Source organism: Leptothrix cholodnii SP-6 (assembly GCF_000019785.1).
GTDB classification, from domain to species: domain Bacteria; phylum Pseudomonadota; class Gammaproteobacteria; order Burkholderiales; family Burkholderiaceae_C; genus Sphaerotilus; species Sphaerotilus cholodnii.
Map to the genome: position 1 here is coordinate 2,061,470 of NC_010524.1, position 14,319 is coordinate 2,075,788.

Consider the following 14,319-nt stretch of genomic DNA (forward strand, 5'->3'; position numbering starts at 1 on the left):
ATCGGCTGCCCGGTGCCGCTCGTTACACTGGCGTGAACTTGCCACCCCGGACTTCGCCATGCCCGTCATTGCCGTCACACATCCGCTGGTGCGCCACAAGATCGGCCTGCTGCGCGAGGCGGCGATCTCCAACAAGCAGTTCCGTGAGCTGACCCATGAACTGGCCTGCCTGCTGACCTGCGAGGCCACCGCCGACCTGCCGATGCAGGCCGCCACCATCGCGTGCTGGAGCGGGCCGGTGCAGATCGAGCAGCTGGCCGGACGCAAGATCACGGTGATGCCGATCCTGCGCGCCGGCTTGGGCATGCTCGAGGGCGTGCTCGGCCTGATCCCGACCGCCCAGGTCAGCGTGATCGGCCTGGCGCGCAACCACGCCACGCTGCAGCCCGAGTGCTACTGCGAAAAGCTCGTCGACCACCTCGACGAGCGCATCGCGTTGATCATCGACCCGATGCTCGCCACCGCCGGCTCCATGATCGCCGCCATCGACGTGCTGAAGGCACAGGGCTGCACCGATGTGCGAGCCCTGGTGCTGGTGGCCGCGCCCGAAGGCATCGCCGCGCTCGAGGCCGCGCACCCTGACGTGCGCTGCTGGGCCGCGGCCATCGACAGCCGGCTCGACGAGGTCGGCTACATCATCCCCGGCCTGGGCGATGCGGGCGACAAGATCTTCGGCACCGTCTGAATCCGCGTCTCAACTTGCGTACACCGTCCCATGTCCATGCAGACTCAATCCCCTCGCTCGCGCCCTGGCCTGACCGTGCTCGCGGCCGGCCTTGCCGTCACGTTCTTGTTGGCGGGTTGCACCCAGGAGCGCCAGAACGAGATCCGCCGCGGCATCCAGAACTGGACCGGCACCAACGGCGTGCTCGAGATCTACGCCGGTGAAAAGCTGGTGCGCCGCTTCGTCAAGATCGACAAGATGAGCACCGCCTACGGCACCGACGACAGCAATCCGCGGCCTTATCGCTACGGCTACGGCGTGCTCGACGAAAACCTCGACGGTGTCGACAGCAGTGGCGAGAAGCGGGTGTACTTCGAGGTCAGCGACTACTCGACGTCCTACGTCTTCTACGAGAGCCCGCGCTGAGCGGGCCCGAGCCGGGCATCGTCAGGGCCTTGCCGCCTTCAGCGAGTCGGGATTGACGATGTGGCTCGGCTTGCCGTCGAGGTAGTTGACGATGTTCTGGAACGCTGCGCTGAAGTACTGCTCGTAGCTGTCGAGCTCGACATAGCCGACGTGCGGCGTGCAGACCGCGTTCTCGAGGCGCAGCAGCGGATGGCCTTGCAGGATCGGCTCGCTCTCGAACACGTCGACCGCAGCCATGCCCGGACGCCCGCGGTTGAGCGCCGTCACCAGCATGTTGTCCTTGACCAGTTCGGCGCGCGAGGTGTTCACGAACAGGGCCGTGGGCTTCATGCGCGACAGATCCTCCAGCCCGATCAGGCCGCGGGTGGCTTCGACCAGCCGCAGGTGGACGCTCAGCACGTCGCTGCTCTCGAACAGGGCCTCGCGGCTGCTGGCCACGGCAAACCCGTCGGCTGCCGCCGCTGCCCGGGAGGCTTCGCTGCCCCAGACCTGCACGTCCATGCCGAACGCCAGGCCGTAGCCGGCCACGAGCCTGCCGATCCGGCCGTAGCCCCAGATGCCGAGCGTGCGTCCCTTGAGCACCAGGCCGAGGCTGAAGTTCGGCGGCATCGAACCCGCCTTCAGTCCCGACTGCTGCCACGCGCCATGCTTGAGGTTGCCGATGTACTGCGGCAGGCGCCGCATCGCCGCCATGATCAGGGCCCAGGTCAGCTCGGCCGGCGCGACCGGCGAACCCACGCCTTCGGCCACCGCGATGCCCAGTCGCGTGCAGGCTTCGATGTCGATGTGCGAGCCGGCCCGTCCGGTCTGGGCGATCAGTCGAAGGCGCGGCAGCTTCTCGAGCAGGGCCTTCGGGAACTGCGTGCGTTCACGGATCAGCACCAGGATCTCGGCATCCTTGAGGCGGATCGCCAGCTGACCGATCCCCTTGACGGTGTTGGTGAAGACTTTGGGGTTGTAGGGCTCCAGAAGCTCGGCACACTTGAGTTTGCGTACCGCGTCCTGGTAGTCGTCCAGAATGATGATGTTCATGGGCATGGGGCTCGATCGGCGCATTGTGCCTCCAGCCGCCCGGGGCGCGCGTCACACCCGACACTTGGAGGAGACACCACATGAGCGCATTGCGCCGCTGGGCCTACGGCCTGCTCGGGCTGGGTCTGCTGCTGTTGCTGGCCTTGCTGGTCGGCTGGGCGGTCTACCGCCAGCAGGTCCTGCCGATCACCGACGGGCGTCTGCACGTGAGCGGCCTGCCTGCCGCTGGTGCGGACGTGCGCATCGAACGCGATGCGCACGGCATTCCGACCATCCGCGCCGCCAGCATCGAAGGCGCGCTGTTCGGCCTCGGCTTCGTGCACGCCCAGGATCGGCTGTGGCAGCTCGAGACCCATCGCCGCATCGGCGCCGGGCGGCTCGCCGAAGCCTTCGGCCCGCCGGCGCTCGACAACGACCGGTTCCTGCGTGCGCTCGGCGTGCGCCGCGCCGCGCAGGCCCAATGGGAGCAGACCCGCGGCGAGGCACGCCAGGCGCTGGAGGCCTATGCCGCCGGCATCAATGCCTATCTGTCGAAGCACCTGCGCGCGCGGCCGCCCGAATTCCTGATCCTCGGCGTGCAGCCCGAACAGTGGCAACCCGTCGACAGCCTGGCCTGGTCGATCATGATGGCCTGGGACCTGGGTGGCAACTGGACCACCGAACTGCTGCGCCTGCGGCTGGCCCAGCGCATGAGCGTGGCGCGCATCAACGAACTGCTGCCGCCATACCCCGGCGAACAGCCGTTGCCGACGGCCGATTACACGACGCTGGCGCAGCAGTGGCAGGTCATGGGCCCGCTGGCCGAGCGGATCATCAGCGCGGCGCCCGAGTCCGGCATCGAAGGCATCGGCTCGAACAACTGGGCGGTGTCGGGCCAGCGCAGCAGCAGCGGCAAGCCGCTGCTGGCCAACGACCCGCACCTCAAGCTCACCGCGCCGGCGCTCTGGTATTTCGCCCGTCTCGAAGCGCCGGGCCTGCACGTGGCCGGCGCGACGATGCCGGGCCTGCCGCTGGTGGTGCTGGGCCAGAACGAGTCGATCGCCTGGGGCTTCACCAACACCGCGCCCGACGTGCAGGATCTCTACCTCGAGCGCATCCACCCGGACGACGCGCAGCAATACCAGACCCCCGACGGCTGGCAGCGCTTCGATCGCCACGACGAGGTGATCCACGTCCGCGGCGCTGCCTCGGTGACGATGACCGCGCGCCACAGCCGTCACGGCCCGGTGATCTCGGACGCGGCCGGTCCGTCGACCGAAGGCCTGACCGGCGCGGCGGCCGGGCAGGGCGGGGCGCCCCGATACGCCATCGCGATGCGGTGGACGGCGCTCGATGCGGACGTCGGCACGATCGAGGCCGGCCTGCGCTTCAATCGCGCCGGCTCGGTGCCTGAATTCATTGCCGCGGCCGCGCGCTACAGCGCGCCGATGCAGAACATGCTGGTGGCCGACGCCGTCGGGAAACACGGCCACATCGCGCTGGTCGTGCCGGGCAAGCTGCCGGTGCGTTCGCCCGACAACGACCTGCGCGGGCTGGTCCCCGCACCGGGCTGGGATGCGCGCTACGACTGGTCGGGCTATCTGCCGGCCGCGGACTTGCCGAGCCGGCGTGATCCGCCTGAAGGCTGGCTCGCCACCGCCAACCAGCGCATCGTCGGCGCCGGCTATCCGCACCACATCACCAGCGAATGGATGGCGCCGTACCGCCAGCAGCGCATCGAACAGCTGCTGGCCGGGCGGCCCACCCACGATGTCGAAAGCTTTGCCGCGATGCAGCTCGACCAGCTTTCGCTGGGCGCCAAGGCGCTCGCGGCGGCTTTTCAGGCTTCGCGCAGCAGTCATCCGCTGGCTGCGGGCCTGGCGCCCCGGATCGCTCGTTTCGATGGGTTGATGGGTGGCGACCAGGCCGCGCCGCTGGTGTTCCATGCCTGGGCGAGGGCGCTGACGGCGCTCGTGTTCGCCGATGAACTCGGGCCGCTGTGGGACAGTCATTTCGGCGAGCGCCGCAGTTTTCGGGACGCCCTCGAAGGCGTGCTGGCGCGCGACGATGCCGGGTGGTGCGATGACAAGAACACCGCCGCCAGCGAGACCTGCGGCCAGTTGCGCGACCGGGCGCTCGATCAGGCCTACGCGCTGCTGCAGGCTCAGCTCGGCGACGACACCAGCCAGTGGCGCTGGGACCGCATGCATGTGGCGCGTTCGGAACACCGACCCTTCAGCAAGGTCAGCGCACTGAAACGGCTGTTCGAGTTGCGCGTGCCTGTGGGTGGCGACGGCCACAGCATCAACGCCACGCGCGTCGGGCTCAAGCCCGATCCGCACACCGGCGAACTGTTCCTGGTCGACCACGCACCGAGCCTGCGTGCGGTCTACGACCTGGCCGATCCGTCGCGCTCGCGTTTCATCCACTCGAGCGGACAGTCCGGCATCGCGCTGACGCCCGATTACCGCGCCTTCAGCGCGTTGTGGGCGGCAGGAAAACAGATTCCGGTCTGGCCGGCCGGCTCGCCCGAGCACGTCTTGACCTTGACACGCTGAAAAGCGCCGACCTTGAGGCGCAGCCATCGGCGACGACGTCCGTGGCCAGCTCTTGTCGAGGTGCGGCGGCATCTGCGATGTGTGTTGTCGATGCGTGACGATGAATATTATGTCAACTCACATGCGCGAGTTGATCAACCGGAACACACCCCTCACGAGCGCCGCCGGCGCAGCGGCGACAATTGCGGCCGTTTGCATTTACGCGGCCCCCCGCCGGGCCTCCACGACATGACGACTGCCGCCCGATTGCCCGCCGACCTCGCTCTCAATGTCCAGATCGCGCTTGCCGAGGACCTCGGATCCGGCGATGTCACTGCGCTACTGGTCGATCCGTCTCAGACGGCGAGCGCCCGCATCGTCAGCCGCGAGGCGGCCGTGCTGTGCGGACAGGCCTGGGTCGACGCCGTCTTCCGTGCCCTGCAGCCCGGCATGCGCATCGATTGGGCCGTGCCCGAAGGCGCTTCGGTGGCCCCCGATCAGGTGGTCTGCCTGCTCAGCGGCAGCGCCCGCGCGCTGCTGACCGGCGAGCGCACGGCGCTCAATTTCCTGCAGACGCTGTCGGGCACTGCAACGTCCGTGCGCCGCTATGTCGATGCCGTGCTCGGCACCGGCACCCGCATCGTCGATACCCGCAAGACCTTGCCCGGCCTGCGCAATGCGCAGAAATATGCGGTGGTGTGCGGCGGCGGACTGAACCACCGCATCGGCCTCTACGACGGCATCCTGATCAAGGAAAACCATGTCTCCGCTGCCGGCGGCCTGCGCGAAGCCATCTGGCAGGCTCGTGCGCTGGGCCTGTCGGTGCCGCTGATGACCGAAGCCGAGACGCTGGCGGAAGCGCGCATCGCGCTCGATGAAGACGTCGATCTGCTGCTGGTCGACGATTTCGAACTCGACGACATCCGCACCGCCGTGGCGCTGGTGCGCGAACACCGTGCCTGTGGCGGCAAGACCTTGATCGAGTATTCCGGCGGTGCCACCCTGGAAACCGTGCGCGCGCTGGCTGAGACCGGCGTCGACCGGATTTCGGTGGGCGCCATCACCAAGCACTTGCGGGCACTCGACCTCTCGATGCGCTTCACCGCCAGCGGCGAGTGAATCGGATCGACGCGACGCATCGAACTACTGGTGTCATGGACACTGCATGGACAGCGGACGCACGGGTCGTGAAGATCACCTCGGCGCCTCGATTCGAGCTTGCGCCCGGGAGGTGACCCATGCGGCAGTTCGTTCGTCATCCGGTGGATGTTCCGGTCGAGATCGGCACGGAAGGCTTGTTGCCGCGGTCATCTGTTCATTCGAATGACATCAGCCTGGGTGGCCTGGCGGTTCGATCGAACTTTGCACTGAGGCCTGGCGAGCAAGTCGTGATCCGCATCCCTTCCGTCAGGCCGCCATTCGAGGCGCCTGCGCGCGTGGCCTGGTGCCACGAGCTCGGTGACACGGGCTACGACTTGGGCGTGACGTTTCTCGACGCCGAAGATGCGTTCCGTGTCCGCATGGTCGAGCAGATCTTTCACATCGAGGAGTACCGCATGTCGGTGCATCGACTCGAGGGACGGGAACTCAGCTCAGAAGAGGCGGCCGATGAATGGATCGCCCTGCACGCGGAACAGTTTCCGCCGATTGGCCCGTCTTCAGTCCACTAGAGGCGCATGCCGTGGCTGGTGAAACCGGGCTGGCTGGACCTTGGAGCGGGTGATGGGAATCGAACCCACGTATGAAGCTTGGGAAGCTGCCGTTCTACCATTGAACTACACCCGCTCGGGCGAAGCCGGATTATAGGGGCCCAATTCGGCAGCGTTGATCGGGCACAATCCGCGCCCTCGACGCACCCCTCCCCCCCATGTCAACGACGCGCCCCGTGGATACCCCAGACACCTCATCGCAGCCTGAGACAGACCTTCCGCAGCGGCGCAGCATCCGCAGTTTCGTGCTGCGAGCCGGGCGCATGGGCACCGGGCAGCAGCGCGCCATGGAAGAACTCGGGCCGCTCTACCTGCTGCCCTTTCAGACTGCACCGATCGACTTGCCACGGGCCTTCGGCCGCGACGCGCCGACCGTGCTCGAGATCGGTTTCGGCATGGGCACGGCCACCGCGCAGATCGCGCAGGCTCGGCCGGAGCTGAATTTCCTGGGGGTGGAGGTGCACGCGCCGGGGGTGGGTGCTTTGCTCAAGCAGATCGGTGAGACCGGCCTGACGAACCTGCGCATCGTTCAGCACGACGCGGTGGAAGTGCTGGAACAGATGCTCGCGCCGGCCAGCCTGGCCGGGGTGCACATCTTTTTTCCCGATCCCTGGCACAAGAAAAAGCACAACAAGCGCCGACTCATCCAGGCGGACTTCGTCGCTCGCCTGATGACGCGACTGGCGCCTGGCGGCTACCTGCATTGCGCCACCGACTGGCAACCCTATGCCGAGCAGATGCTGGAGGTGCTGAGCGCCGAGCCGGGCCTGGTCAACACCGCAGACGGTTATGCGCCCAAGCCGGATTACCGTCCGCTCACCAAGTTCGAGCAACGCGGCCTGCGGCTCGGCCACGGCGTCTGGGATCTGGTGTTCCGGCGCACGTCGGCGCCGGACTGAGCGGGCGTCACTCGCTCCAGACGATCAGGCCGCTGTAAGAGGTCGCCAGCACCACGATGCCGAAGGCGATGCGGTACCAGGCGAACGGCACGAAGTTGTGCGTGGCCACGTAACGCAGCAGCCAGCGGATGCACAGCAAGGCCGAGATGAACGAAAACAGCAGGCCGACACCGAACATCGGCAGGTCCTGCGCCGACAGCAGGGCCCGCTCTTTCCAGAGGCTGTAGGCGCCTGCGCCGATCAGCGTCGGGATGCCGAGGAAGAAGCTGAAATCGGTTGCCGCCTGGCGCGACAGCCCCAGCATCATCCCGCCGATGATGGTGGCGCCGGAGCGGCTGGTGCCGGGGATCATGGCCACGCACTGGATCAGGCCCACCTTCAGTGCGTCGGCGTGGTTCATGTCGTCGATCGTGGCCACGCGGATCCGGGTGTCGGGGCGGCGTTCGACCCACAGGATGATCATGCCGCCGACGATGAAAGCCGCGGCCACGATCTCGGGGGTGAACAGGTGGGACTTGATCGCCTTGCCCAGCAGCAGGCCCGCGACGGCGGCCGGCAGAAAGCCGATCAGCACGTTGAGCGCGAAGCGGCGGGCGCGGGCGTCGGAGCCCAGTCCGCGCGCGGTACTGGCAATGCGCTGCCAATAAACCAGGATCACGGCGAAAATGGCGCCGGTCTGAATCGCGATGTCGAAAACCTTGCTCTTGGCGTCGGTGAATCCGAGCAAGGACCCTGTGAGGATCAGGTGACCGGTGCTGGAGATCGGCAGGAACTCGGTGAAGCCCTCCACGATGCCCATCACGGCGGCCTTGATCAGCATGACGACGTCCACATCCACTCCCAACACGTTCAGTTCAGACAAGAAAAAGCCCCGCCACGTGCGGGGCTGTTCGATCGATCGGGCTGAAGATAGCACAGCCCCTGCCCGGCACGACTGCCCTTCCCGCCCTGTAATGTCCACATGGTCACGCTCAAACTGAAGAAACCCCTCAACCCGACGGAGACCGAAACCACGCGGCCGCGACTGCCCGTGCGCAACGGCGTCAGCGGCCCCCGTCCGCGGCCGACGCTGGCGCAGGCCCAGGCCGAACGGGCGCGCCGTGCCGAGGAATACGGCGGCCAGCCCGTCGATCCGGATCGCCGCCGGCCGCCGCAGCGTCAGGATCAGGACCGCCCCCCGATGCCGCGTCGTGACGACCAGGGCCGCGGCTTTGCGCCGCGCCGTGACGACCCGCCGCAGCGGCCGGCCTATCGCGACGAGCGCCCCGCACGCAACGAGCCGCAGGTCCGCGACGATCGACGCAGCGGGCCGCCCGCCGAACGCACGCCGTGGTATGCGCCGCAGTCGCATCAGGAGGCACCGGCCGCACGGGCGCGGCGGGTGCTCGAGCCGGCCCGCCCGGTGCGACCGGGCACGCCGTCGCAGCGCCCTGCCCGGCCGGCCGAGGTGCCCTCCTCGCCCCTGGCCGGCGAAGGTGAACGCCTGTCCAAACGCATGGCTGCACTCGGTCTGGCGTCGCGCCGGGAGGCCGACGAGTGGATCGAGGCTGGCTGGGTGCGGGTCGACGGCAAGATGGCGGTGCTCGGCCAGCGGGTCGGCCCGCAGGCGAAGATCCACGTCGATCCTGCCGCGCACAAGCAGCAGGCCCAGCGCGTCACGATCCTGGTCAACAAGCCGGTCGGCTACGTCAGTGGCCAGGCCGAGGACGGCTACGAGCCGGCCGCCGCGCTGATCCGACCCGAAAACCGCTGGAGCGAAGACAGCTCGGGCGTCAACTGGCACCCCGGCCAGCTGCGCGGGCTGGCACCGGCCGGCCGGCTCGACATCGATTCGGTCGGTCTGCTGGTGCTGACGCAGGACGGCCGTGTCGCCAAGCTGCTGATCGGCGACGAATCGCTGGTCGAGAAGGAATACCTCGTGCGCGTGGCCTATCAAGGCCAGGGCCGGCTGCCCGACAGCGCGCTGGCGTTGCTCAATCACGGCCTCGAGCTCGACGGTCAGGCGCTGCGGCCGGCCAAGGTCAGCTGGCAGAACGAGGATCAGCTGCGCTTCGTGCTGCGCGAGGGCAAGAAACGCCAGATCCGGCGCATGTGCGAGGCCGTCGGCCTGCAGGTGCTGGGCCTCAAGCGGGTGCGCATCGGCAGCGTCTCGCTCGGCCATCTGCCGGCCGGGCAATGGCGTTACCTGCGCCGCGACGAGTTTTTCATCTGAGCGCCCGCATCCGGAAACACGCTGTTGAGCACAGTGCGGTCCCGGATGCCTGAACGTCCAGTACGATTTCACAAAAGGGAGGAATCAGAATGGACTTGGCCAAGCCTGCACATGCCTATTCGTCGGCACAACACCATCGGCGCCGGCTGCTCGACGGCCTGGCCGTCAGCGTGGCCCGACGCGGTTATTCGGACACCACCATCTCGGACATCGCGGCGGCCGCCCGGGTCTCCAAGCGCACCTTCTACGAGCATTTCAGCTCCAAGCAGCAATGCATGATCGCGCTCTACGAGAGCGCGAGCGAACTCAGCCGCCGGCAGATGGAAGTCGCCATCGACGAGTCGCTCGGCTGGCCCGAGCAGGTCGAAGCCGCGGTTCGCCGCTACTTCAACCACCTGAGCATGCACCCGGTGCTGATGCGCGCGCTGTTCATGGAGATCCTGTCGCTCGGCCCGGACGGCCTGAAGGCGCGGCGCGACAACCTCAACGCGCTGGCCGGCACGATCGCGCGCAGCGCCGGCACCCAGGGCGTGACGCTGAGCCTGCCGCAGGCGGCGTCGCTGGCGGGCATGCTGTCGGAATGGGTGCTGCTGGCCATCGAGGAAGACCGCGTGGCGGCCTTGCCCGATGACGCGCCGGTGGTCGCCGCGATGCTGCGGGCGGCGATCGTCGGCCACAAGCTGATCGAGCCGCAGCCGACCCAGCCGCCGCAATCCGCGACCGCCTGACGCCGCCTTCGGGCGGCGCCGGTCTCCGCCGTCAGCCGATCCAGCGGCGTGCGTTGCCGAACATGCGCATCCACGGGCTGCGCGCGTCGACGTCGCCCGACGTCCAGCTCATCTGCACGTTGCGGAAAACGCGCTCCGGGTGCGGCATCAGCACCGTGAAACGGCCGTCGTCGGTGGTGACCGAGGTCAGGCCGTCCGGGCTGCCGTTCGGGTTGAGCGGATAGGCCTCGGTCGGCGCGCCGTCGTGGTCGACGAAGCGCATCGCGCGCTGCACTTTCGAGGCATCGCCGCGCTGCGAGAAATCGGCAAAACCCTCGCCGTGCGCCACCGCGATCGGCAGGCGGCTGCCGGCCATGCCCCGGAAGAAGATCGACGGGCTGTCCAGCACCTCGACCAGGCTCAGGCGGGCCTCGAACTGCTCGCTCTTGTTGCGCGTGAACTTGGGCCAGTGCTGGGCGCCCGGGATGATCGGCGACAGCGCCGCCATCATCTGGCAGCCGTTGCACACGCCCAGCGCGAAGGTGTCGGTGCGGCCGAAGAAGGCCGCGAACTGCTCGGCCAGCTTCGGGTTGAACAGCACCGAGCGCGCCCAGCCCTCGCCCGCGCCCAGCGTGTCGCCGTAGCTGAAGCCGCCGCAGGCCACGAAACCCTGGAACTGGTCGAGGCGGGCCCGGCCGGTCTGCAGGTCGGTCATGTGCACGTCGTGGCTGTCGAAGCCGGCCTGCGCCATCGCATAGCTCATCTCGACATGCGAGTTGACGCCCTGCTCGCGCAGGATCGCCACCTTCGGGCGGGTCAGGTTGATGAACGGTGCGGCGACGTTTTCGGTCGGGTCGAAGGTCAGCGCCACGTGCAGGCCGCGATCGTCGGGCGCGCCGGCTGCGGCGTGTTCGCTGTGCGCGCAGGCCGGGTTGTCACGCTGCGCGGCGATGCGCCAGCTGACGTCGTCCCAGGCCTGATGGAGCTGCTGCAGCGGCGCGGCGAACACGTTCTTGGCATCGCGCCAGACCTCGACCACGGCGCGGTCGTTGGTCTTGCCGATGACGTGGCTGTGCTTGGACAGGCCATGCTCGCGCAGCGTCTGCAGCACCTCGTTGCGCACGGCGGTGGCCACCTGGATGACAACGCCCAGCTCCTCGTTGAACAGCGCCTTGAGCGTCAGCTCGTTGCGGCGCTCGCCGACCTGGCCGGCCCAGTTCTTCGAGTCGCCGGTGTCGGCGCGGCTGTCCGTGATGCCGTCACCTTCGGTGACCAGCATGTCCACGTTCAGGCTCACGCCGACATGGCCGGCAAACGCCATCTCGCAGGCCGAGGCCCAGAGGCCACCGTCGCTGCGGTCGTGATAGGCCAGCAGCTTGCCTTCGCCACGCAACTGGTTGATGGCCGCGACCAGCGCCTTCAGGCGCTCCGGGTCGTCCAGATCGGGCACCTCGTTGCCGAACTGGCCCAGCACCTGCGCGAGCATCGAGCCGCCCATGCGGTTCTTGCCGTTGCCCAGGTCGATCAGGATCAGGCTGGTGTCGATGCCGGCCGGCGTGTCGGTGCGCAGCTGCGGCGTCAGCGTGCCGCGCACGTCGTCGAGCGTGACAAACGCCGACACGATCAGCGACACCGGCGCGACCACCTGCTTCGCATGACCGCCATCGCTCCAGCGGGTGCGCATCGACAGCGAATCCTTGCCCACCGGGATGCCGATGCCCAGCGCCGGGCACAGTTCCATGCCGACCGTCCTGACGGTGTCGTACAGCGCCGCATCCTCGCCCGGCTCGCCGCAGGCGGCCATCCAGTTGGCGCTCAGCTTGACGCGCGACAGCTCCATCGGCGCGGCCAGCAGGTTGGTGATGGCCTCGGCCACCGCCATGCGGCCCGAAGCCGGCGCGTCGAGCGCAGCCAGCGGCGTGCGCTCACCCATGCTCATCGCCTCGCCGCGGAAACCGGCGTAGTCGGCCAGCGTCACCGCGCAATCGGCCACCGGCACCTGCCACGGGCCGACCATCTGGTCGCGGTGGCTCAGGCCGCCGACGGTGCGGTCGCCGATCGTGATCAGGAAGCGCTTGCTGGCCACCGTCGGGTGGCGCAGCACGCTCAAAGCCACCTCGTCGAGCTTGACGCCGGTGAGCTGCAGCGGTTGCTCGCTGCGCGCCACGCGCTGCACGTCACGGTGCATCTTGGGCGGCTTGCCGAGCAGCACGTCCATCGGCATGTCGATCGGACGCTCGCCGCCCGGGCCTTCTTCGAGCACCAGCTCGCGGTCGTCGGTGGCCACGCCGACCACGGCGTAGGGCGCGCGCTCACGCCGGCACATCTCGTCGAACAGCGGCAGCGCCTCGGGCGTGACCGCCAGCACGTAACGCTCCTGGCTCTCGTTGCACCAGATTTCCTTCGGCGCCAGCCCGGTTTCTTCGAGCGGCACCTTGCGGATGTCGAAGGTCGCGCCCTTGCCGGCGCCGTCGACCAGCTCGGGGAAGGCGTTGCTGATGCCGCCCGCGCCGACGTCATGGATCGCCACCACCGGATTGCTCGCGCCCAGCGCCCAGCAATGGTTGATGACCTCCTGCGCGCGGCGCTGGATCTCGGGGTTGCCACGCTGCACCGAATCGAAGTCGAGCGAGGCGGTGTTGGTGCCCGCCGCCATCGAGCTGGCCGCGCCGCCGCCCATGCCGATGCGCATGCCCGGGCCGCCGAGCTGGATCAACAGCGTGCCGGCGCCGAAGGGCAGCTTGTGGGTCTGGTCCTCGCTGATCGTGCCCAGGCCGCCGGCGATCATGATGGGCTTGTGATAGCCGCGCCGCAGGCCGGCGACGTCCTGCTCGAAGACGCGGAAATAACCCGCCAGGTTCGGCCGGCCGAACTCGTTGTTGAAGGCCGCGGCGCCCAGCGGACCCTCGGTCATGATCTGCAGCGGGCTGGCGATGTGCTCGGGCTTGCCGACCGGCGCGCGTTCCCACGGCTCATCCGTGCCGGGCAGGTGCAGGTTCGAGACGCTGAAGCCGGCCAAGCCGGCCTTGGGCTTGGAGCCGCGGCCGGTCGAGCCCTCGTCGCGGATCTCGCCGCCCGAGCCGGTCGACGCGCCCGGGAAGGGCGAGATCGCGGTCGGGTGGTTGTGCGTCTCCACCTTCATCAGCACGTGCACGGTTTCCTGGCGCGCGGCGTAGAGCGGCGCGTTGGTGTAACCCTGCGGCAGCCAGCGCTCGGTCGGGCCGCCGGGCATCACCGAGGCGTTGTCGCTGTAGGCCACCACGCTGGCGTGCGGGGCGAGCTTTTCGGTGTTGCGGATCATGCCGAACATCGACAGCGGCTGGCGCTCGCCGTCGACCGTGAAGTCGGCGTTGAAGATCTTGTGGCGGCAGTGTTCGCTGTTGGCCTGCGCGAACATCATCAGCTCGACGTCGCTCGGGTTGCGCTTGAGCTCGGTGAAGGCGTTGACCAGGTAGTCGATCTCGTCGTCCGACAGGGCCAGGCCGAAGTCCTTGTTGGCCACCACCAGCGCCTCACGGCCCTGCCCCAGCACGTCGACATGCGCCAGCGGCTCGGCCGGCTGGGCGTCGAACAGATGGCGCGCGGCCTCGCGCTCGAAGGCCACCGACTCGGTCATGCGGTCGTGCAGCAGCAGCGCGCAGGCCTGCAGTTCTTCCGCACTGAGCGCCTTGGGCTTCTTGACGAAGGCGTCGAGCAGGCCGCTTTTCAGGCTGATGCGGAATTCGGTGACGCGTTCGACCCGGTGGATCGCCAGACCGCAGTTGTGGGCGATGTCGGTGGCCTTGGAGGCCCACGGCGACAGCGTGCCCAGGCGCGGCATCACGACGATCACGCTGGCGGGCGCGCCGGCATCGACCGCTTCGGCCGGGTCGCCGTAGGTCAGCAGCGCCGACAGCGTGTCGTGGGCGGCGCGGTCGAGCGCGCTGTCGCTCCAGACCCAGTGCACATGGCGTGCGCTGACGCCGGCGATGCGTTCGCTGACGGCCTGCAGCCGTGGCAGCAGGGCCAGGGCGCGGAAGGCGGACAGCGCGTTGCCGCCCTCGAAAGACGTCAGATGCTGGGGCGAAGAGCTGGAAATTGAAGACACGCGATGAGTCCCGCAGGGCTGTGGCGCCGCCGATCGGGCGCCGGGCATGGAGCACGCAGCCGGGCAT

The 14,319-nt window shown here is 68.4% G+C and carries 11 protein-coding genes and 1 tRNA gene; 8 read left to right on the plus strand and 4 right to left on the minus strand.

The genetic code is table 11. The annotated features are described in order from the left end of the window. The first annotated feature begins 58 nt into the window (after positions 1 to 58). Together upp and LCHO_RS09540 are read left to right on the plus strand one after the other, a co-directional pair. The gene (gene upp / locus LCHO_RS09535; RefSeq protein ID WP_012346933.1) at positions 59 to 685 is read left to right on the plus strand and encodes a uracil phosphoribosyltransferase; all 627 of its coding nucleotides are present in this window, start codon (positions 59 to 61) and stop codon (positions 683 to 685) included. A 30-nt stretch (positions 686 to 715) separates the two neighbouring features. Next, on the plus strand, positions 716 to 1,090 hold the full coding sequence (locus LCHO_RS09540) for a hypothetical protein (protein ID WP_012346934.1): 375 nt from the start codon (positions 716 to 718) through the stop codon (positions 1,088 to 1,090). A 21-nt stretch (positions 1,091 to 1,111) separates the two neighbouring features. On the opposite strand, the gene LCHO_RS09545 is transcribed toward LCHO_RS09540, so the two are convergent. Then, positions 1,112 to 2,122: a D-2-hydroxyacid dehydrogenase family protein gene (locus LCHO_RS09545; RefSeq protein WP_043704093.1), complete on the minus strand. Its 1,011-nt coding sequence runs from the start codon at positions 2,120 to 2,122 to the stop codon at positions 1,112 to 1,114. Positions 2,123 to 2,202: 80 nt separating this feature from the next. Here LCHO_RS09545 and LCHO_RS09550 point away from each other — a divergent pair, with 80 nt between their 5' ends. The 3 genes from LCHO_RS09550 to LCHO_RS09560 all read left to right on the plus strand — a co-directional run bounded on the left by LCHO_RS09550 (position 2,203) and on the right by LCHO_RS09560 (position 6,308). After that, positions 2,203 to 4,659: a penicillin acylase family protein gene (locus LCHO_RS09550; protein ID WP_012346936.1), complete on the plus strand. Its 2,457-nt coding sequence runs from the start codon at positions 2,203 to 2,205 to the stop codon at positions 4,657 to 4,659. A gap of 228 nt (positions 4,660 to 4,887) precedes the next feature. Beyond that, on the plus strand, positions 4,888 to 5,757 hold the full coding sequence (gene nadC / locus LCHO_RS09555) for a carboxylating nicotinate-nucleotide diphosphorylase (RefSeq protein ID WP_012346937.1): 870 nt from the start codon (positions 4,888 to 4,890) through the stop codon (positions 5,755 to 5,757). A gap of 119 nt (positions 5,758 to 5,876) precedes the next feature. Beyond that, the gene (locus LCHO_RS09560; RefSeq protein ID WP_012346938.1) at positions 5,877 to 6,308 is read left to right on the plus strand and encodes a PilZ domain-containing protein; all 432 of its coding nucleotides are present in this window, start codon (positions 5,877 to 5,879) and stop codon (positions 6,306 to 6,308) included. Between the two features lie 41 nt (positions 6,309 to 6,349). Here the strand turns inward: LCHO_RS09560 and LCHO_RS09565 are convergent. Further along, positions 6,350 to 6,423: transfer RNA gene (locus LCHO_RS09565), tRNA-Gly, on the minus strand. 82 nt (positions 6,424 to 6,505) lie between these two features. Here LCHO_RS09565 and trmB point away from each other — a divergent pair. Next, positions 6,506 to 7,246, plus strand: coding sequence for a tRNA (guanosine(46)-N7)-methyltransferase TrmB (gene trmB / locus LCHO_RS09570; protein ID WP_050757326.1), 741 nt, complete (start codon positions 6,506 to 6,508; stop codon positions 7,244 to 7,246). A gap of 7 nt (positions 7,247 to 7,253) precedes the next feature. Here the strand turns inward: trmB and LCHO_RS09575 are convergent, their stop codons facing one another. After that, positions 7,254 to 8,078: an undecaprenyl-diphosphate phosphatase gene (locus LCHO_RS09575; RefSeq protein WP_043704095.1), complete on the minus strand. Its 825-nt coding sequence runs from the start codon at positions 8,076 to 8,078 to the stop codon at positions 7,254 to 7,256. A gap of 129 nt (positions 8,079 to 8,207) precedes the next feature. Here LCHO_RS09575 and LCHO_RS24245 point away from each other — a divergent pair, with 129 nt between their 5' ends. Beyond that, entirely contained in the window at positions 8,208 to 9,458 is a 1,251-nt protein-coding gene (locus LCHO_RS24245) for a pseudouridine synthase (RefSeq protein ID WP_012346941.1), read from the plus strand. 89 nt (positions 9,459 to 9,547) lie between these two features. After that, complete coding sequence (locus LCHO_RS09585; protein WP_012346942.1) at positions 9,548 to 10,186, plus strand: TetR/AcrR family transcriptional regulator; 639 nt, start codon at positions 9,548 to 9,550, stop codon at positions 10,184 to 10,186. 31 nt (positions 10,187 to 10,217) lie between these two features. On the opposite strand, the gene purL is transcribed toward LCHO_RS09585, so the two are convergent. Then, positions 10,218 to 14,300 carry a phosphoribosylformylglycinamidine synthase gene (gene purL, locus LCHO_RS09590; RefSeq protein ID WP_012346943.1) on the minus strand — a complete coding sequence of 1,361 codons (4,083 nt, stop codon included), beginning with the start codon at positions 14,298 to 14,300 and terminating at the stop codon, positions 10,218 to 10,220. Positions 14,301 to 14,319: the final 19 nt, after the last annotated feature.